A 17,033-nucleotide genomic window follows, 5' to 3' on the forward strand; every position below is an offset into this window, starting at 1 on the left:
ACCGCCCCAATCACTCCGCCGGCACGAAATGCCGGCTTTTTTCCCGGGCCTTGGCCAGGGTTTCGTAGGCGCGGATGATGCGTAGCTGTTCGTCGCTGATCGACTCGAAGCGCAGGCCGACCAAGTGTTGGTGGCCGACGCGGCGGATGCGCATGATGCTGACGTAGGCTTCGACCGGGGCGGCGAGATCGGGCGATTCGATCTGGCAGATACCGACCAGGCCGGTCGGTTTGCCGCCGAGCACGGCCACGTCAAGCATGACGCCGACGCCGGAAACGGAAATATCGGCGGTCGGGAATTCGAAGTGCTGGCCGCCGATGTCCAGCTGGACCCGGCCTTTCAGATTGAAACGGTTATCGCGGCGGCGTTCTCTCACTTGGCATCCAATGCTTAAGGCAGATGGGTATTTTACATGCCGGCCGCCAGGCGCATAGCACCGCGGCAAGGCGATGCAACTCAAATCCACGCCGGGCCCCGGCCCGCTATACTCGCCCTGTCATCAATCCGCACAGCATCATGACCGCACACCCCATCGCCTGGCAAAGCGCCCACGAATATTCCGACATCCTCTACGAAACCGCCGAAGGCATCGCCAAGATCACGATCAACCGGCCGGAGCGACGCAATGCCTTCCGCCCGGAAACGGTCAAGCAACTGATCGACGCCTTCCACCGCGCCCATCACGACAACGCCATCGGCGCCATCATCCTTTGCGGCGCGGGCGGCGAGGCCTTCTGCTCGGGCGGCGATCAGAAGGTGCGCGGCGACGAGGGCTATATCGACGAAGGCGGCACGCCGCACCTCAATGTGCTCGACCTGCAGATGCAGATTCGCCGCCTGCCCAAGCCGGTCGTGGCCATGGTGGCCGGCTTCGCCATCGGCGGCGGCCATGTGCTGCATCTGGTGTGCGACCTGTCGATTGCCGCCGACAACGCCCGCTTCGGCCAGACCGGGCCGCGCGTCGGCAGCTTTGACGCCGGCCTCGGTGCCGGGCTGATGGCGCGCACCATCGGCCTCAAGCGCGCCAAGGAAATCTGGCTGCTCTGCCGCCAGTACGACGCCGCCACCGCACTCGACTGGGGGCTGGTCAATGCGGTGGTGCCGTTGGCCAAGCTGGAAGAAGAAACCGTGCAATGGTGCCGCGACATGCTCCAGCTATCGCCGATGGCACTGCGCATGATCAAGGCCGGCTTCAACGCCGACACCGACGGCCTGGCCGGCATCCAGGAGCTGGCTGGCAACGCCACTGGCTTGTTCTATATGACGGATGAAGGTCAGGAAGGCCGTAACGCCTGGCTGGAACGCCGCCCGCCCGATTTCGGCAAATACCGCAAACGGCCGTGAACATCGTCGCGGCCGACTGGCTGCCCTACGCCCTGCCGCTCAAACGCCCCTGGCAGACCGCTCGGGGCGTGATGACGCAGCGCGAAGGCCGCCTGTTGTGCCTGACGGCGGCCGATGACCGCATCGGCTGGGGCGATGCGGCCCCGCTGCCGGAGTTCGGCATCGACGCGGCGATGGCTGCCGCCTTCGCCGAGGACTGTGCCCAGCTCGACCTGCTCGCCCAGCGCGCTGACCTGCCGTTGAACGCCTGGTTAAGCGGGGAGGCGCCACGGGTCACTGTTGCGGTGAACAGCGTTTTGGGGGCAATTTCCAAGGTCAGCGTGGAGCAACTGCGGACGGCGCACGCCGCTGGCTATCGCGTCGCCAAGTTGAAGGTCGGCGTGCTGCCGGTGGCTGAGGAAATCGCCCGATTGCGTGAGTTGTGCGCAGAGATTCGTCTCGCACCGACTCAATCAGCCGAGGGTGGCAATACGGGCATGGCCACGCTTCGGTTGCGTTTGGACGCCAACCTGGCATGGTCCATGGCCGACGTACAAGCCTTTATCGACGCCTGCGTCGGCCTGCCCGTCGAAGGGCTGGAGGAGCCCTTGGCCGAACCGAGCGCCGCCACGCTGGCTGAATTGCAGCGACAGGCCCCCTTCCCGCTCGCCGTCGATGAATCCATCGAGTTGCTGACGCCTCATTTCTTCCGCCATCCGCCCGTGCGCCGCCTGGTGCTCAAGCCGGCGCGGCATGGCTTGCTGGCCAGCGTGGAACTGGCCCTGCGCGCCCGTGCCTCGGGCATTGAGGTGGTCGTCACTTCGGCGCTGGAAAGCGCCTGCGGCTTGCTCGCCTGCGCCCATCTGGCGGCAGCCGTTGCGCCGGACAGCGTGCATGGCCTGGGCACGGCCGATTGGCTGGCGGCCGACACCGGCGACAGCCCGCGCATTGTCGAGGGGCACCTGCACTTGCCGCAGGAAGCCGGCATTGGCTTTCACCCATTTGGTGCATAAATCAGCCCTGACATTGTCGGGTTTGCAACACGACAATCGAAAATCAATGCACTGATTTAAAACGGTTTTTTATTTGGCTCGGTCCTTGCTAAAGGGTATGCGTACCCATTTACCAAGCCGAGCAAAATGGCCGAGATCATCCATTCCAAGAAGGCACTGGCGGTCAATCCGCTGAAGGTCAGCCAGCCGGTGGGCGCCTCGCTCGCCTTCCTGGGCCTGAACCGCAGCCTGCCGCTGATGCATGGTTCGCAGGGCTGTACGGCCTTCGGCAAGGTCTTCTTCGTGCGCCATTTCCGCGAGCCGATCCCGCTGCAGACGACGGCGATGGATCAGGTGTCGACCATCATGGGCGCCGACGAGAACATCATCGAGGCGCTGCGTACGCTTTCCGACAAGAGCAAGCCTGACATCATCGGCCTGGTCACCACCGGCCTCTCGGAAACGCAGGGCACTGACATTCACCGCGCCGTGCGCGATTTCCGCACCCAGTACCCCGAATTCGCCAACGTGGCGGTGGTTGCGGTCAATACGCCGGATTACCTCGGCTGCCTGGAAAGCGGCTACGCGCTGGCGGTCGAAGGCATCATCGACACGCTGGTGCCGGAAAGCCAGACCGTCGGCAAGCGCCCGAAGCAGGTCAATGTGCTGGCTTCCGGCATGCTGACGCCGGGCGACACCGAGGCGATCAAGGAATGGATCGAAGCCTTTGGCCTGCGGGCTATCATGGTGCCGGACATCGGCGATTCGCTCGATGGCCACCTGATCGAGGCCGAATTCTCGTCGCTGACCATCGGCGGCACGCCGCGCTCGGAAATCGAGATCATGGGCGAGTCCACCGCAACATTGGTGATCGGCCCCTCGCTGCACAAGGCGGCGGACATTCTCAAGGCCAGGACCGGCGTGCCCGACTACCGTTTCGAGGGCCTGATGGGCCTCGACGATTGCGACGCCTTCACGCAGGCCTTGGCCGAGATTTCCGGCAAGCCGGTGCCGCCCCATATCGAACGCCAGCGCGCCCAGTTGCAGGATGCGATGGTCGACAGCCACTTCATGCTCGGCTTCGCCCGCGTGGCGCTGGCCGCCGACCCCGATCTGCTCGGCCAGCAGGTGCGTTTCCTGACCGGCATGGGCGCCGAAATCGTCGCCGCCGTCAGTCCGCACAAGCACGACAGCCTGGCCGGCCTGCCGATTCCGAAGGTGATCATCGGCGACCTGGAAGACATGGAAAAGGAGGCGCGCGCAGGCGAAGCGCAGTTCGTCATGTCCAACTCGCATGCCGTCGAAACGGCCAAGCGCCTCGGCCTGCCGCTGATGCGCTCCGGTTTTCCGCAGTACGACCTCGTGGGCGGTTATGCCCGCACCTGGGTGGGCTACCGGGGTTCCCGGCAGGCCTTGTTCGATCTTGCCAACCTCATGCTGGGACAACACCATGAACTCGAACCCTATCGATCAATCTACTGGGCCGACGACCGTGACGGCCCCGGCCAACAACATGTCATCTCGTCGTCTACAGCTGGTCTGGTCCATTAAGCAGGAGCCCGCAGCCGTGCTCAAGGTCGCCTTCGCTTCCACCGATCGCACGCGCGTCAATCAGCATTTTGGCGCGGCCGAGGGTTTTGCCGTCTATGAAGTGACGCCGGACAAGGCCACGCTGGTCGGCGTGGCCGAATTCGCCGAAGAGGCGATGGACGGCAACGAAGACAAGCTGGGCGCCAAGGTCGATTTCCTCGAAGGCTGTGCTGCGGTCTATGTGATGGCCATCGGCGCCTCGGCTATCAAGAAGCTGATGGCCAAGGGCATCCAGCCGATCCGCGTCGAGGAAGTCGACGGCATCGACGACCTGCTGGTCGATATTTCCAAGGCCATGACCGAAGGCGGCGTCGCCTGGATCGACCGCGCCATCGCCGCCCAGGGCAAAGCCAAGTCGGAAGACCGCTTCAGCGCCATGGAAGAGGAAGGCTGGGAAGGCTGATGAGCAGCGAATTCATCGAACACAAGGGCGTCGTCCAGCGTATCGAGGACGGTATCGCGCTGGTTGCCATCGAAACCGGCGGCTGCTCCTCCTGCGGGCACGGCAGCAGCTGCGGCGTCGGCAAGATGGCGGCCGGTCGTCCGGCCACCCTGCTCAGGATTCCGGTCTCGGACGATGTGCGTAGCGGCGATTTCGTCGCCGTCGGCATCCCGGCCAGCAAGTTGACGATCTCCGGCCTGCTCGGCTACCTCTTTCCCGGCTTTGCCATGTTGATCGGCGCCTGGTTCGGCGCCGCCCTCGACGGCAGCGACGGTGCCACGGCGCTGGGCGCCATCGCCGGTTTCCTGGGCGCGCTGATTATCGCCCGCCTGGCCATATCCGCCTTGCCCGGAATCATGCCAGCTCCACAATTGATCCAGATTTCCAACCATTCCCCCAATTTCCCTCAGGAGTAAAACCATGTCCGAAGCCGTTGCCGCCGATCCCATCCTCGAGACCGATTTCATCAAGGAAATGGCCCGCCAGATGCGCGCCCTCGATACCTACGGCACCTACCAGGGCTGGAGCGTCGAAAAGATCCTCGATCCCTACGTCATGACCAAGGAGCGCAAGGCGGAGATTCCGCTGGTCGGCGATCCGGATGACGTCACCATCGCCCGCGTCAAGGCTTTCTACAACGCGATCGCCGTGCTGATCGAAAAGGAATGCAAGCTGCTCGCCGTGCCGCTGGTGCACCTGACGCATGAAGGCTTCGGCCGCGCGCTGATCACCGTCGGCAAGCTGGTCGCCGTCGACAAGACCTTGCGCGACGTGCATCGCTTCGGCTTCGCCAGCCTGTCCAAGATGAAGGACGAGGCCGACAAGCTGCTGTCCGTCGCCATCGAGCGCATCGGCCAGTACCCTGGCGTCGCCGGTCTGTAAGTTCATTTCAGGGAGGTCATGAACATGAGTCCAGAAGAAATCGCCGCCCTCGACAAGGAAGTGAAAAAGCTCAAGCGCATATCTTCCGAATGGGCTTCCCAATTGCACGACCTCGTGGAAGACCGCCTGCCGGCGGCCTACCACGAGATTCCGGGCATTTCCCAATCCACCTACGATGCTTGCAAGGCCTGGGCTGATGCCAATGCCAAGCTGGCAGCGGCACAGAAAGGCTGAACACCATGGGTCAGATCACCGGCCTCACACGCGGCGGTTCCGAATGGACGCCGGAATTCGTCACCGCCCTGGCGCAAGACAAATGCATCGGCTGCGGCCGTTGCTACAAGGTTTGTCCGCGCAACGTGCTCGACCTCGTCGAGCGCGAAATGGACGACGATGACGATGACGACGACAACACGATGGTCATGACCATCGCCAACGCGATGGATTGCATCGGCTGCGGCTCCTGCGGGCGGGTTTGCCCGAAGGATTGCTACACCTACGCGCCGGCCTCGGCCTGAACCCGGCTGCCCGCAGCATTCTGACGACTGCTGCGGTGCACTGCCGTTTTTAGGCAAAAACCATCATGTCCGAAGCCCCGCTCCTCACCGCACTGCAACCCACGGCAGAAGTCGGCGAAGCCGTCTGTGCTGCCCTGCGCGCGCAGGTGGAAAAGCTCGGTCTGTCGATTGGCGACGAGCCGGTGTGGAGCCAGGTGAGTTTCGAGCAGGCCATCGACCCCTTCACGCAGGAAGTGAGCGCCGTGGCCTATTGGCGTGGCGGCGCGCGCTTCGGCAAGGCGACCTTCTTCCCCGACGGCCGCATCTTTGCCGAGTATCAGGTCTTGCAGCCGCACCCGAGCGAAGCAGGCCATTACGTCGACTACGTGCAGGTCTGGGGCAAGCCGGAGAAACTGCGCGGCGACGCCGTGCTCGAGGCCTATGCCCAATAAGCCATGCCGACGCCGCAACCGCGCCTGATCCTGCTGCACAAGCAGAAGACCAGCGGTCGGGTGCGTTTTCTCTGCCTGAGTTCGGGTGTCGTCGCCTTCACGCCGCTGCCGGTGCTGTCGGCCTTGCGCGATGACGACTACTCGCCCAAGGTGCAGATCCATCCGGTGGCCGCGGTGCGCGAGGCGGAGCTGAAGCTTGGCCTGCCCGAAGGCGCCATCGAGCCGGACGCCGAATTTTCGGCCTGGGTCGATACGCCGGAAGGCGACGTGCCCATCCTGCTCGGCGTGTTCACCGAGCTCGATCCCCCCTTTGCCGCGGCCGAACGTACCAAGAGCCGCTTCATTGCCCTGACCGAATGCCGCCAGCTTTCCGAGGTCGAACGCAACCTGCTTAGGCGTGCTTACGAACACGTTCTCGGTTGATTGTCGCAAACACGACAAGTTGCTGCTGCGCAACAATTGATATAAATCAATAGATTACAAACAAACCTGTGGCTGGCACAGGGCTTGCAGTATCTGGTTCATCCAAACTGGGAGAACCGACATGATCAATTTGACCCCCGCTGCAGTTAAGGCTGTACAACGTTTCATCCGTGGTTCCGACACCCCGGTCGCCGGCCTGCGCCTGATGATCTCCGGTGGCGGTTGCTCCGGCCTGCAATACGGCATGAAGCTGGAAGCCGAGAAGGCCGAGGATGACTGGGAAATCGAAGTCGAAGGCGTCAAGCTGCTGGTCGACCCGATGACCATGCCGATGATCGACAACGTCACCGTCGATTTCGTCGACACGCTGACCCACACCGGCTTCAAGTTCGACAACCCCAACGCCAGCTCGCAGTGCTCCTGCGGCTCTTCCTTCTCGGTCTAAGGAGACGACACCATGTGGGAATACTCCGACAAGGTCCGCGAACACTTCTTCAACCCGCGCAACTCCGGCCCGCTGGAAGAAGCCAACGGCATCGGCGATGTCGGCTCGATCCAGTGCGGCGACGCGCTGCGCCTGATGCTCAAGGTCGAACCGGAAACAGAGATCATCCAGGACGCGCATTTCCAGACCTTCGGCTGCGGCTCGGCCATCGCCTCGTCGTCGGCCCTGACCGAGATCATCAAGGGCATGACCCTCGATGAAGCCCTGAAGGTTTCCAACCAGGACATCGCCGACTACCTCGACGGCCTGCCACCGGAAAAGATGCACTGCTCGGTGATGGGCCGCGAAGCCCTGCAAGCCGCCATCGCCAACTACCGCGGCGAAGAGTGGTCGGATGACCATGAAGAAGGCGCCCTGGTCTGCAAGTGCTTCGCCATCGACGCCGTGATGATCGAAGACGTGGTCAAGGCCAACAACCTGAACACGGTCGAAGAAGTCACCTTCTACACCAAGGCCGGTGGCGGTTGCGCAGCCTGCCACGAGGGCATCGAAGAGATTCTCGCCAAGGTCAAGGCCGAGCGTCCGGGCATGGGCGAAACCTCGCCGCCGGCCGCCTGCCCGGCTACGCCGGAAGCGCCGAAGCCGCCGACCAAGAAGCTGTCGATCGTCGAAAAGATCGCCAAGATCCAGGAAGTGCTGGAATCGGTCCGCCCGATGCTGCAGCGCGACCACGGCGACGTCGAGCTGGCCGACGTTCAGGGCAAGAAAATCTACGTCCATCTGAAGGGCGCCTGCTCCGGCTGCATGATGGAAGCGGCCACCCTGGGCGGCATCCAGCAGAAGATGATCGAAACCCTGGGCGAACTGGTTCAAGTGCTGCCCGCGTCCCACATGCCCGTAGAGGCCTGAGACACCCCTTGAAAATCGGCTGCTGCGGTGCACAGCCCAAAACAGCCGATTTTCAAATCACCCCAACCCCAACATTGACCCCGAGGACCGCGCCATGGAACTGAAACCGATCTACCTGGACAACAACGCCACGACGCGGGTCGATCCCGCCGTGGTCGAGGCGATGCTGCCCTTCTTCACCGAGCATTTCGGCAATGCCTCCTCCATCCACGCCTTCGGCAGCGAAGTCGGCAAGGCGCTGAAGAAGGCGCGTAGCCAGGTGCAGGCCCTGCTCGGCGCCGAACACGATTCGGAAATCATTTTCACCTCCTGCGGCACCGAGTCCGACTCGACCGCCATTCTCTCGGCCCTGAAGGCTCAGCCGGACCGCAACACGGTGATCACCACCGTCGTCGAGCACCCGGCCATCCTGACCCTGTGCGAGTGGCTGGAGAAGGAAGGCTACATCGTCCATAAGCTCAAGGTGGACAAGAAGGGCCGCCTCGACATGGACGAGTACAAGTCCCTGCTGAACGACCGCGTCGCCATCGTTTCGGCCATGTGGGCCAACAACGAAACCGGCACCATTTTCCCGGTCGAGGAAATGGCTGCGCTGGCCGCCGAAAAGGGCATCATGTTCCACACCGACGCCGTGCAGGCCGTCGGCAAGATTCCTATCGACCTCAAGAACACCAAGATCGACATGTTGTCGCTCTCCGGCCACAAGCTGCACGCACCGAAGGGCATCGGCGTGCTCTACCTGCGTCGCGGCTGCCGTTTCCGTCCGCTGCTGCGCGGCGGCCACCAGGAACGCGGTCGCCGGGCCGGCACCGAGGCTTCCGCCTCCATCGTCGCCCTCGGCAAGGCCTGCGAAATGGCGATGAACAACATGGAAGTCGAGAACACCGAAGTCCGCCGCCTGCGCGACAAGCTGGAAAACGGCATCCTGAGCCAGATTTCGCACTGCTTCCCGACCGGCGACGTGTCCAACCGCCTGCCCAACACCAGCAACATCGCCTTTGAATACATCGAGGGTGAGGCCATCCTGCTGCTGTTGAACAAGATGGGCATCGCCGCCAGTTCCGGCTCGGCCTGCACCTCCGGCTCGCTCGAACCGTCGCACGTCATGCGCGCCATGGGCATCCCCTACACCGCCGCGCACGGCACGATCCGCTTCTCGCTCTCGGTCTACAACACCGAGGAAGAAGTCGACCGCGTCATCGCCGCCGTGCCGCCGATCATCGAGCAACTGCGCAAGCTGTCGCCCTACTGGGGCGCCAACGGCCCGTCGGCCAACCCGCAGGAAAGCTTTGCGCCGACCTACGCCTGACGCCCAGTCCAGAACCTGCCGGCCGGCGCCCAGACGCTGACCGGCCACCGTCTCTCTCTGCAGCAACCTCGGTTCGCCCCGGAAGAAATTCCGGGGCGCTTTTTTTCGCTCGCAGTTCGATAAGAAAAATCTAAAATGAGACAATAAATGCCAGATAAATCGGAGAGGGTGCATGCCAACAGGCCAAGCAAACGCATTGCCGCTCAGGCGGGTTTTGCGGCGTCGTGCGCTGGCGCTGATTGTGCTGGCCTTACTGCTCTCGGCAGCGCTCTTTTTCCTGTTTGGCCTGCAGCCGATGGTCAAGCGTATCGCCGAAACCCGCTTCATCGGCGCAGCCAACAAGGTCGAAGCAAGGCTCGATCAGGTTTTCGAGCCCACTGAACGCCTCCTCACCATGGCCCGGGAATGGTTTGCCACCAATCCGCCCGAGCCCGATTCGGCCGACAGCTTCAATCGCTTCTTTCGTCCCTTAGTAACCACTCAGCCTCTGATCACATCCGCCGTCGGCGGCACGGCGGATGGCCTGGGCTGGATGCTGATGCAGCGTCCGGATGGCGGCTGGCTGAATCGCCTGACCAACCTCGAGCGCCATGGCACGCAACAGCGCATGCTCGAGGAGTCGCCCGACGGCAAGGTCAGCGCCTACGAAAAGTCCATGGACTACGACCCGCGCCAGCGTTCCTGGTACCGCAGCGCACTGGCCGATAAGACCCGGGTGCAATGGACGGCCCCCTACACTTTTTTCACCACGGGCGATCCGGGCATCACCGCCGCCATTCACGTTCCGACCCAGCGCGCCAAGGATCTGATCCTCGGTGTCGACCTGATGCTTCGCGACCTGAGCTCCACCACGGCCGGTGCCAACCTTGGCGCCCGTGGCATGGCCCTGATCCTGACTTCCGACCGCAGGGTTCTCGGCCTGCCAGCAGCCCCACGCGGCAACGATGCCGCTCACTGGCTGGGCAAGATACTGCAACCCGTCGATTCCCTCGGCCTCCCTGCCGTCAACGACGCGTTGGCAGCCTGGCACGGTCAAGCCGAAGTCATTGCCTTTCGCTCCGGACAGGAAGGCTGGCTGGCTCGCCTGGCACCTTACAAGCTGGGCAACCAGCAGTTGTGGGTGATGACCCTGGCGCCAGTCGGCGATTTCTCACCCGACTGGACGCCTCTGCTCCTGCTCTGGCTGGCTGGCTTGAGCCTGATGCTGGCCGTCGGCATCGTTTATTCGAACCGGCAGGCAAAACGTCTTGCCCAGCCGCTCGAAACCCTGGCCGAGGCTAGCCAGCGGGTCGGCCAACTCGATTTCGCGGCAGCCGAACCGGTGCCCAGCGGCGTTAGCGAAATTCGCGATCTGGCAAGCGCCCACGATACCATGCGCCTGATGCTGGAGCAGAACCAGGCCAAGCTCGATGCGCAGGAAGCCCGGCTGCGCGAGCAGATCACCGAATTGAAGATCGCCCAGGCCCGCTTGGGCGAAAGCGAAAGCTACAACAAGGTGCTCTTTGCCGAATCGCGCATTCCGCTGGTCGTGCTCGACCCGGGAAGCGGCCGCTTCATCGACTGCAACCTCGCTGCTGCGCTCATCTACGGTTACGAAAGCGTCGAGCAGGTGCTCGGCCTGAGTCCGGGCGATGTATCTGCGGCCATCCAGTACGACGGCACACCCTCGGACATTGCCGCACTTGAAAAGCTGGCACAGGCCAGCGCACGAGGCTCCATGGTGTTCAACTGGCGACATCGTCGCCCCGATGGCAGCGAGTGGGATGCCGAAGTCAATCTGATGTCCTTCGCCTATATGGGCCGCAGCCTGATGCAGTTCAGCCTGCAGGACATCACCGAACGCCTCCGCACCGAAGCCCTGCTGCGCGAAAGCGAGCAGCATTTCCGCACTCTCGCCAACAGCGGCAGCGCGCTGATCTGGACGTCCAATTTGAGCAAGGGCTGCGACTTCTTCAACGAGCCCTGGCTGCGCTTCACCGGCCGGTCGTTATCTCAGGAACTCGGCAATGGCTGGCTCGACGGAGTGAATCCGGACGACAGACCGCATTGCATCCGGGTGTATGAAAACGCCTTCGACCACCGCATGCCGTTCAGCATGGTCTACCGCCTGCGCCGTGCCGACGGCGTCTATCGCTGGATTCGCGACGACGGCAACCCACGCTATGACAGCAATGGCAACTTCCTCGGCTATATCGGCTTCTGCGTCGACATTTCCGAACAGAAAGCCATCGTCGATGAATTGAACGACTACCGGATCAACCTGGAGAAGCTGGTCGACGAACGCACGCGGGCCTTGAGCGAAGCCAAGGCCGCGGCCGAAGCGGCCAACGTGGCAAAGAGCGCTTTCCTGGCCAACATGTCGCACGAGATTCGCACACCGCTCAATGCCATCACCGGCATGGCCCACCTGATCCGCCGTGCCGGCATTTCCGGCGAACAGGCGGTGCGCCTGGACAAACTGGAAGCGGCCGGCTCGCACCTGCTCGAGATCATCAATGCCATCCTCGACCTGTCGAAGATCGAAGCCGGCAAGCTGACGCTCGAGGAGAAGGAAATCCATATCGACAGCCTGCTCGGCAATGTCGTCTCCATCCTGCACGACCGGGCCGCCGCCAAAGGCTTGGCTTTCACTATCGAGCCGCACGCCCCGCTGCCGCCCCTGCTCGGCGACGGCACGCGCATTCAGCAGGCACTACTCAACTACGCCAGTAACGCCATCAAGTTCACCGAACATGGCGAAGTGAAATTGCGCGTGCTCATCGAGGAAGAAAGCGCCGATACCTCCTGCCTGCGTTTCGAGGTTGAAGACAGCGGCATCGGCATCGCCCCGGAATTCCTGCCCCGCCTGTTCAACTCCTTCGAGCAGGCCGACAACACGACGACGCGCAAATACGGCGGCACCGGCCTCGGTCTGGCCATCACCCGAAAACTGGCCGAATTGATGGGTGGTAGCGCCGGTGCGGACAGCAAGCCCGGTCTCGGCAGTCGCTTCTGGTTCACCGTCACCTTGAAGAAGATGGCCGGCAGTGCCAGTGCCGATCCGCAGCCGGGCACCGACATTCCGGCCGAAACGCTATTGCGTACCCACTACCCTGGGCGCCGCATCCTGCTGGTGGAAGACGAGGCGATCAACCGCGAAATCACCCAAAGCCTGCTGGCCGAAGTCGGGCTGCATGTCGAATACGCCGAGGATGGCCGACAGGCGATCGCCATGGTCGAGGCTCATGATTACGACCTGATCCTGATGGACATGCAGATGCCGGGCATGGATGGCCTGGAGGCGACGCGGCGTATCCGCGCCCTGCCCGCCGGCGACGACACCCCGATCCTGGCGCTGACCGCCAATGCCTTCGCCGAAGACCGTGCAGCCTGCCTGGAAGCCGGCATGAACGACTTTGTCGCCAAGCCGGTCGATCCGGAAGTGCTGTTCGCCTCCCTGCTCAAGTGGCTGCAGAAGGTCGAGGCCGAATCGGGCACAGGCTGATTTTTGCCCGTTTTGGCCGGTGCACCGCAGCAGTGCAAGTCGGCAGCGAACTTGTCGCATACCCGACACAATCACGACAGCCGGCCGCCGATTGAACAAATAAAAACTATAAATCAATAGCTTAGACATTGGCACCACCCTTGCTAGAGAGGTAGCGAGGAGAATGTCATGAGCCCAACCCCATTCATCACCATCAACGACACGACGCTACGCGACGGCGAGCAGTCGGCCGGGGTCGCCTTCTCGCTCGACGAAAAACTGGCCATCGCCCGCCACTTGGCGGCCATCGGCGTGCCCGAGCTGGAAGTCGGGATTCCCGCCATGGGCGAGGAAGAGCGCGAGTCCATCCGCGCCGTCGCCGATCTGCAGCTGGCCCCGCGCCTGATGGTGTGGAGCCGCATGCATCCGGCCGACATCGCCGCCTGCGCCGGCCTCGGCGCACACCTGATCGACATCTCGGTGCCGGCCTCCGACCAGCATCTCGCCTACAAACTGAAGCAGGAGCGCGCCTGGCTGCTACGCGAATTGCCCAAATACATCGGCGCCGCCCTCAGCCTCGGCCTCGAAGTCGGTGTCGGCTGCGAGGACGCCTCGCGCGCCGATATGGATTTCCTGTGCGCCCTGGCGGAAACAGCCGAACGCGCCGGCGCCCGCCGCCTGCGTTTCGCCGACACCCTGGGCGTACTCGAGCCCTTCTCCACTTTCGACAAGATTTCCACCCTGCGCCGCCACACCGGGCTGGAAATCGAAATGCACGCCCACGACGACATGGGCCTGGCCACGGCCAACACGCTGGCTGCCTGCAAGGCCGGCGCCACCCACGTCAATACCACGGTCAACGGCTTGGGCGAACGGGCCGGCAACGCGCCGCTGGAAGAAGTGGTGCTCGGTTTGAAGAAGCTGCACGGCATCGACACCGGCATCGACCTCAAGGGTTTCCCGGCGCTCTCCAGCCGCGTCGCCAACGCCTCTGGACGGGCCATTCCATGGCAGAAAAGCGTGGTGGGTGCCGGCGCCTTCACGCACGAAGCCGGCATCCACGTCGATGGCCTGCTCAAGCATCCGGACAACTACCAGGGCTTCGACCCGAGCGAAGTCGGCCAGACGCACCGCATCGTGCTCGGCAAGCACTCCGGTTCGCGCGCCGTGCAGGTCGTCTATGCCGGACTGGACATCGAGCTGAACGAACACGAAGCCCAGGCCCTGCTCCCGGCCATTCGCACTTTCGTCTCCGCCCACAAGCACCCGCCGGAAGCCGCCGACCTGCGCGCGCTGCTGGCCTCCGTCAGGAGCCACCTCCATGTCTGAAGCGATGACCATGACTGCAAACGCAATGGCTGCCCCCGGCCTGTGGGCCACCCTCAAGGAAGACCTGGCCTGCGTCTTCCAGCGCGATCCGGCGGCCCGCTCGACGCTGGAGGTGATGACCACCTATCCCGGCGTCCATGCCATCCTCGCCCATCGGCTGTCGCATCGCCTGTGGCAGGCCGGCTGGCGCTTCCCGGCCCGCTTCCTGTCCTTCCTAAGCCGCACGCTGACCAACGTCGACATCCACCCCGGCGCCACCATCGGCCGCCGCTTCTTCATCGACCACGGCGCCTGCGTGGTGATCGGTGAAACCGCCGAAGTCGGCGACGACGTCACGCTCTACCACGGCGTCACGCTGGGCGGCACCTCGTGGAACAAGGGCAAGCGCCATCCGACGCTGTTGAGCGGCGTGGTGGTCGGTGCCGGCGCCAAGATCCTCGGCCCGATCACCGTCGGCGAACGCGTCCGCGTCGGCGCCAACTCGGTGGTGGTCAAGGACGTGCCGGCCGACCGCACGGTGGTCGGCATTCCCGGCCGCATCGTCGATACCCGCGCCGGCACCGCCCGCCCGGAAGACGGCATCAGCCTCGATCACAACATCCTGCCCGACCCGGTGGCGAAATCCATCGCCTGCCTGATCGAACGCATCGAAATCCTGGAGAAGGAACTGGCCGAACTGCGCCACGAGCCGCCTCCGCCCGACCACAGCGGCCAGTGCAACACCTGCACGGCTGGCGACTTGTGCTGTGAGCACGAGTCCATGCACTGAAAGCCGACCCAGCCCATGGACCTGCTCGATTTCTCCGACTGCAAGCTGTACTTCGAGGACGCCATGCCCGACGAGGCGGAGCGCCTGATCGCCCGCGCTGCCGAAGACTACGGCGCCCCGAGCGCCGAGCTGTCCCTGCTGCGCGCCCACCTGCTGGCACCGGAACACCTGACCGTGCTGGTCGCGCTCTATCGCTACTATTTCTATCAGCATCGGCTCGATGACGTCCTGATCGTCGCCGAACACGCCAAGCGCATCTCGGCCCGCCACCTCGGCATCCCGGCCGACTGGCGGCAATTGGACGAAGCCCAGCTCGGTTCGGCCGCTGCCACCTCCTTCGGCCTGTTGCGCTTTTACCTGCTCGCTCTCAAGGCCGAGAGCATCGTCCTGCTGCGCCAAGGCCGCATCGGCGAATCGCGCGACCGCCTGACCAAGCTCGCCGCACTCGATAGCCGCGACCATCTGGGCGCCGCCAAGCTGCTCGAAGTGGTCGAAGAGTTCCAGGGCGAAGAAGCCCTGGTCGAAGAATCCAATCTCAACCTTGCCGTCGCCTGAGGAGGCCCCATGGAAGACATCACCCTGACCCTGGAAGAAGCCCTGGAAGAACTGGTTTCGGCCGAAGACTTCCTGGAATACTTCGACGTTCCGTACGATCAATCGGTCGTCCATGTGAACCGCCTGCACATCCTGCAGCGCTTCCACGACTACATGGCCAAGCAGGCGCCCAACCTGCCCCCGGACGAGGAGCAGCAGCGCGGCATCTACCGCCTGTGGCTGTCGCGCGCCTATCAGGACTTCGTCGAATCCAACTCGATCACCGAGAAGGTCTTCGCCGTCTTCCAGAACCAGGCCAAGCCGGAAGGCGGCTTCAGTTCCTTCGTTTCCATCGACAAGGTTTTCCGCACAGAATGATGAACGCCCGCTGGGACTACGGCGAGGCCGTACGTCTGACTCGAAATGTCCGCAACGACGGAACCTACCCCGGTCTCGACCCCGGTGCCTTCCTGGTTCGCCGCGGCAGCATCGGCTATGTCGTCGATGTCGGCACCTTCCTGCAGGACCAGATCATCTACTCGGTCAATTTCCTCGACGAAGGCAAGATCGTCGGTTGCCGCGAGGAGGAACTGATCGGTGCCGACGAGCCGTGGACGCCGTCCAAGTTCGAATTCCGCGAGAAGGTCGTGGCCACCAAGGAGCTGGCCGTCGGCGGCGAGGTGCTGGTGCATCTGGGTTCGCGCGGCGAGGTGATCAAGGTCATCCGCGACGCCCCCGGCGGCGTGGCCTATCACATCCATTTCGAAAGCCTGCCCGGCCGTCTGTTGCAGATCCCGGAAGCCCTGCTGGAAGCCATCGAATGCAAGGACTGAGCATCATGTTGAGCGCCTATCTCGAACTGAAACTTTCCTGGGAACTCTTCCAGAAAGCACCGGAAACGCTGTCCGAGCCCGAACGTAGCCGCATCAGCGAAGTCGCGCGCAAGCAGGACAGCCTGGAGCAACGCATCCTGGCCAGCGACGAGGCGGCACACGTCTTCGTCCCCGCCGCCACGCTGGCGACACGGCTGGACGAGATTCGCCAGCGCTACCAGAACGGCGACGAACTGTCGCACGACCTGGAGCGCATCGGCCTGAATGAGGCCGAACTGGAAAAGGCCGTCGAACGCGACCTGCGTGTCGAAGCCGTGCTGGAAAAGGTGGCAGCCAGCGTGCCGGCGGTCAGCGAGGTCGATGCCGAGATCTACTACCGCCTGCACCCCGACGCTTTCGACCGCCCGGAAGCGCGCCGCCTGCGCCATATCCTGATCACCTTCGACAACGCCCAGGACAAGGCGAAAGCGCACAAAACCCTGGAAACGCTGCGGTGCACCGTCAAAAATGGCGAAAAATTCGGCGAGGCCGCATTGCGCCATTCGCAATGCCCGACCGCTACGGAAGGCGGCCAACTCGGCGTGGTCAAACGCAACCAGCTCTACACCGAACTCGAACCGGCCGCCTTCGCGCTGCACGAGGGCGAAATCAGTGCCGTGCTCGAATCGCCGATCGGGCTGCACATCCTGTTTTGCGACGAAATCCTGCCCTTCGGCATGCTGCCCTTTGCCGAGGTTTGCGCGCGCATCGTCGAACGCCTGACCGACAAGCGCCGCCGCGATGCCCAGCGCGAATGGATCAAGAAACTACCCGCCAACGTGCGCTGAAAAACAAAAAGCCG

Annotated in this window: 21 protein-coding genes; 20 read left to right on the top strand and 1 reads right to left on the bottom strand. The window is 63.5% G+C overall.

Annotated features, from left to right (window positions below; translation table 11 throughout):
- Positions 1 to 10: 10 nt before the first annotated feature.
- Positions 11 to 376: a PilZ domain-containing protein gene (locus WIF35_RS04810; protein WP_412480430.1), complete on the bottom strand. Its 366-nt coding sequence runs from the start codon at positions 374 to 376 to the stop codon at positions 11 to 13.
- 140 nt (positions 377 to 516) lie between these two features.
- On the opposite strand from WIF35_RS04810, the gene menB reads away from it, so the two are divergent.
- The 20 genes from menB (at position 517) to nifM (ending at position 17,019) form a co-directional block, all read left to right on the top strand.
- On the top strand, positions 517 to 1,344 hold the full coding sequence (gene menB / locus WIF35_RS04815; RefSeq protein ID WP_412480431.1) for a 1,4-dihydroxy-2-naphthoyl-CoA synthase: 828 nt from the start codon (positions 517 to 519) through the stop codon (positions 1,342 to 1,344).
- Positions 1,341 to 2,336, top strand: coding sequence for an o-succinylbenzoate synthase (locus WIF35_RS04820; RefSeq protein ID WP_412480432.1), 996 nt, complete (start codon positions 1,341 to 1,343; stop codon positions 2,334 to 2,336). The genes menB and WIF35_RS04820 overlap by 4 nt, the downstream gene beginning before the upstream one ends.
- A gap of 126 nt (positions 2,337 to 2,462) precedes the next feature.
- Entirely contained in the window at positions 2,463 to 3,866 is a 1,404-nt protein-coding gene (nifN, locus tag WIF35_RS04825) for a nitrogenase iron-molybdenum cofactor biosynthesis protein NifN (RefSeq protein ID WP_412480433.1), read from the top strand.
- A gap of 16 nt (positions 3,867 to 3,882) precedes the next feature.
- Positions 3,883 to 4,308, top strand: coding sequence for a NifB/NifX family molybdenum-iron cluster-binding protein (locus WIF35_RS04830; RefSeq protein ID WP_412480434.1), 426 nt, complete (start codon positions 3,883 to 3,885; stop codon positions 4,306 to 4,308).
- Complete coding sequence (locus WIF35_RS04835; RefSeq protein WP_412480435.1) at positions 4,308 to 4,763, top strand: SoxR reducing system RseC family protein; 456 nt, start codon at positions 4,308 to 4,310, stop codon at positions 4,761 to 4,763. The genes WIF35_RS04830 and WIF35_RS04835 overlap by 1 nt, the downstream gene beginning before the upstream one ends.
- A 4-nt stretch (positions 4,764 to 4,767) precedes the next feature.
- Positions 4,768 to 5,229, top strand: coding sequence for a NifX-associated nitrogen fixation protein (locus tag WIF35_RS04840; protein ID WP_412480436.1), 462 nt, complete (start codon positions 4,768 to 4,770; stop codon positions 5,227 to 5,229).
- A 24-nt stretch (positions 5,230 to 5,253) separates the two neighbouring features.
- The gene (locus WIF35_RS04845; protein WP_412480437.1) at positions 5,254 to 5,463 is read left to right on the top strand and encodes a CCE_0567 family metalloprotein; all 210 of its coding nucleotides are present in this window, start codon (positions 5,254 to 5,256) and stop codon (positions 5,461 to 5,463) included.
- Positions 5,464 to 5,468: 5 nt separating this feature from the next.
- Positions 5,469 to 5,747, top strand: coding sequence for a ferredoxin III, nif-specific (gene fdxB, locus WIF35_RS04850; protein ID WP_412480438.1), 279 nt, complete (start codon positions 5,469 to 5,471; stop codon positions 5,745 to 5,747).
- A gap of 65 nt (positions 5,748 to 5,812) precedes the next feature.
- The gene (locus WIF35_RS04855) at positions 5,813 to 6,178 is read left to right on the top strand and encodes a hypothetical protein (protein ID WP_412480439.1); all 366 of its coding nucleotides are present in this window, start codon (positions 5,813 to 5,815) and stop codon (positions 6,176 to 6,178) included.
- 3 nt (positions 6,179 to 6,181) lie between these two features.
- Entirely contained in the window at positions 6,182 to 6,601 is a 420-nt protein-coding gene (locus tag WIF35_RS04860) for a hypothetical protein (RefSeq protein ID WP_412480440.1), read from the top strand.
- A 121-nt stretch (positions 6,602 to 6,722) separates the two neighbouring features.
- Complete coding sequence (locus WIF35_RS04865; protein WP_412480441.1) at positions 6,723 to 7,046, top strand: HesB/IscA family protein; 324 nt, start codon at positions 6,723 to 6,725, stop codon at positions 7,044 to 7,046.
- A gap of 12 nt (positions 7,047 to 7,058) precedes the next feature.
- Positions 7,059 to 7,955, top strand: coding sequence for a Fe-S cluster assembly protein NifU (gene nifU / locus WIF35_RS04870; protein ID WP_412480442.1), 897 nt, complete (start codon positions 7,059 to 7,061; stop codon positions 7,953 to 7,955).
- A gap of 94 nt (positions 7,956 to 8,049) precedes the next feature.
- Positions 8,050 to 9,264 carry a cysteine desulfurase NifS gene (gene nifS / locus WIF35_RS04875; RefSeq protein WP_412480443.1) on the top strand — a complete coding sequence of 405 codons (1,215 nt, stop codon included), beginning with the start codon at positions 8,050 to 8,052 and terminating at the stop codon, positions 9,262 to 9,264.
- A gap of 172 nt (positions 9,265 to 9,436) precedes the next feature.
- Entirely contained in the window at positions 9,437 to 12,748 is a 3,312-nt protein-coding gene (locus WIF35_RS04880) for a response regulator (RefSeq protein ID WP_412480444.1), read from the top strand.
- A gap of 168 nt (positions 12,749 to 12,916) precedes the next feature.
- Positions 12,917 to 14,056, top strand: coding sequence for a homocitrate synthase (nifV, locus tag WIF35_RS04885; RefSeq protein ID WP_412480445.1), 1,140 nt, complete (start codon positions 12,917 to 12,919; stop codon positions 14,054 to 14,056).
- Positions 14,049 to 14,825, top strand: coding sequence for a serine O-acetyltransferase (cysE, locus tag WIF35_RS04890; RefSeq protein WP_412480446.1), 777 nt, complete (start codon positions 14,049 to 14,051; stop codon positions 14,823 to 14,825). Before nifV ends, cysE begins: the two co-directional genes overlap by 8 nt.
- A gap of 15 nt (positions 14,826 to 14,840) precedes the next feature.
- Positions 14,841 to 15,380, top strand: a complete 540-nt coding sequence (locus tag WIF35_RS04895; protein WP_412480447.1) for a hypothetical protein — start codon at positions 14,841 to 14,843, stop codon at positions 15,378 to 15,380.
- A gap of 9 nt (positions 15,381 to 15,389) precedes the next feature.
- Positions 15,390 to 15,737 carry a nitrogenase-stabilizing/protective protein NifW gene (gene nifW, locus WIF35_RS04900; protein ID WP_412480448.1) on the top strand — a complete coding sequence of 116 codons (348 nt, stop codon included), beginning with the start codon at positions 15,390 to 15,392 and terminating at the stop codon, positions 15,735 to 15,737.
- Positions 15,737 to 16,192, top strand: a complete 456-nt coding sequence (locus WIF35_RS04905; RefSeq protein WP_412480449.1) for a nitrogen fixation protein NifZ — start codon at positions 15,737 to 15,739, stop codon at positions 16,190 to 16,192. Before nifW ends, WIF35_RS04905 begins: the two co-directional genes overlap by 1 nt.
- Entirely contained in the window at positions 16,180 to 17,019 is an 840-nt protein-coding gene (gene nifM / locus WIF35_RS04910; protein WP_412480450.1) for a nitrogen fixation protein NifM, read from the top strand. Before WIF35_RS04905 ends, nifM begins: the two co-directional genes overlap by 13 nt.
- Positions 17,020 to 17,033: the final 14 nt, after the last annotated feature.

Source organism: Azonexus sp. IMCC34839, from assembly GCF_047047955.1.
In the GTDB taxonomy this organism is placed as follows: domain Bacteria; phylum Pseudomonadota; class Gammaproteobacteria; order Burkholderiales; family Rhodocyclaceae; genus Azonexus.

Excerpts from the sequence above, each read along its gene's own strand:
- menB (WP_412480431.1), top strand. The coding sequence starts at position 517 with ATGACCGCACACCCCATCGCCTGGCAAAGCGCCCACGAATATTCCGAC.
- nifN (WP_412480433.1), top strand. The coding sequence starts at position 2,463 with ATGGCCGAGATCATCCATTCCAAGAAGGCACTGGCGGTCAATCCGCTG.
- WIF35_RS04835 (WP_412480435.1), top strand. The coding sequence starts at position 4,308 with ATGAGCAGCGAATTCATCGAACACAAGGGCGTCGTCCAGCGTATCGAG.
- WIF35_RS04840 (WP_412480436.1), top strand. The coding sequence starts at position 4,768 with ATGTCCGAAGCCGTTGCCGCCGATCCCATCCTCGAGACCGATTTCATC.
- WIF35_RS04845 (WP_412480437.1), top strand. The coding sequence starts at position 5,254 with ATGAGTCCAGAAGAAATCGCCGCCCTCGACAAGGAAGTGAAAAAGCTC.
- fdxB (WP_412480438.1), top strand. The coding sequence starts at position 5,469 with ATGGGTCAGATCACCGGCCTCACACGCGGCGGTTCCGAATGGACGCCG.
- WIF35_RS04855 (WP_412480439.1), top strand. The coding sequence starts at position 5,813 with ATGTCCGAAGCCCCGCTCCTCACCGCACTGCAACCCACGGCAGAAGTC.
- WIF35_RS04860 (WP_412480440.1), top strand. The coding sequence starts at position 6,182 with ATGCCGACGCCGCAACCGCGCCTGATCCTGCTGCACAAGCAGAAGACC.
- WIF35_RS04865 (WP_412480441.1), top strand. The coding sequence starts at position 6,723 with ATGATCAATTTGACCCCCGCTGCAGTTAAGGCTGTACAACGTTTCATC.
- nifU (WP_412480442.1), top strand. The coding sequence starts at position 7,059 with ATGTGGGAATACTCCGACAAGGTCCGCGAACACTTCTTCAACCCGCGC.
- nifS (WP_412480443.1), top strand. The coding sequence starts at position 8,050 with ATGGAACTGAAACCGATCTACCTGGACAACAACGCCACGACGCGGGTC.
- WIF35_RS04880 (WP_412480444.1), top strand. The coding sequence starts at position 9,437 with ATGCCAACAGGCCAAGCAAACGCATTGCCGCTCAGGCGGGTTTTGCGG.
- nifV (WP_412480445.1), top strand. The coding sequence starts at position 12,917 with ATGAGCCCAACCCCATTCATCACCATCAACGACACGACGCTACGCGAC.
- cysE (WP_412480446.1), top strand. The coding sequence starts at position 14,049 with ATGTCTGAAGCGATGACCATGACTGCAAACGCAATGGCTGCCCCCGGC.
- WIF35_RS04895 (WP_412480447.1), top strand. The coding sequence starts at position 14,841 with ATGGACCTGCTCGATTTCTCCGACTGCAAGCTGTACTTCGAGGACGCC.
- nifW (WP_412480448.1), top strand. The coding sequence starts at position 15,390 with ATGGAAGACATCACCCTGACCCTGGAAGAAGCCCTGGAAGAACTGGTT.
- WIF35_RS04905 (WP_412480449.1), top strand. The coding sequence starts at position 15,737 with ATGAACGCCCGCTGGGACTACGGCGAGGCCGTACGTCTGACTCGAAAT.
- nifM (WP_412480450.1), top strand. The coding sequence starts at position 16,180 with ATGCAAGGACTGAGCATCATGTTGAGCGCCTATCTCGAACTGAAACTT.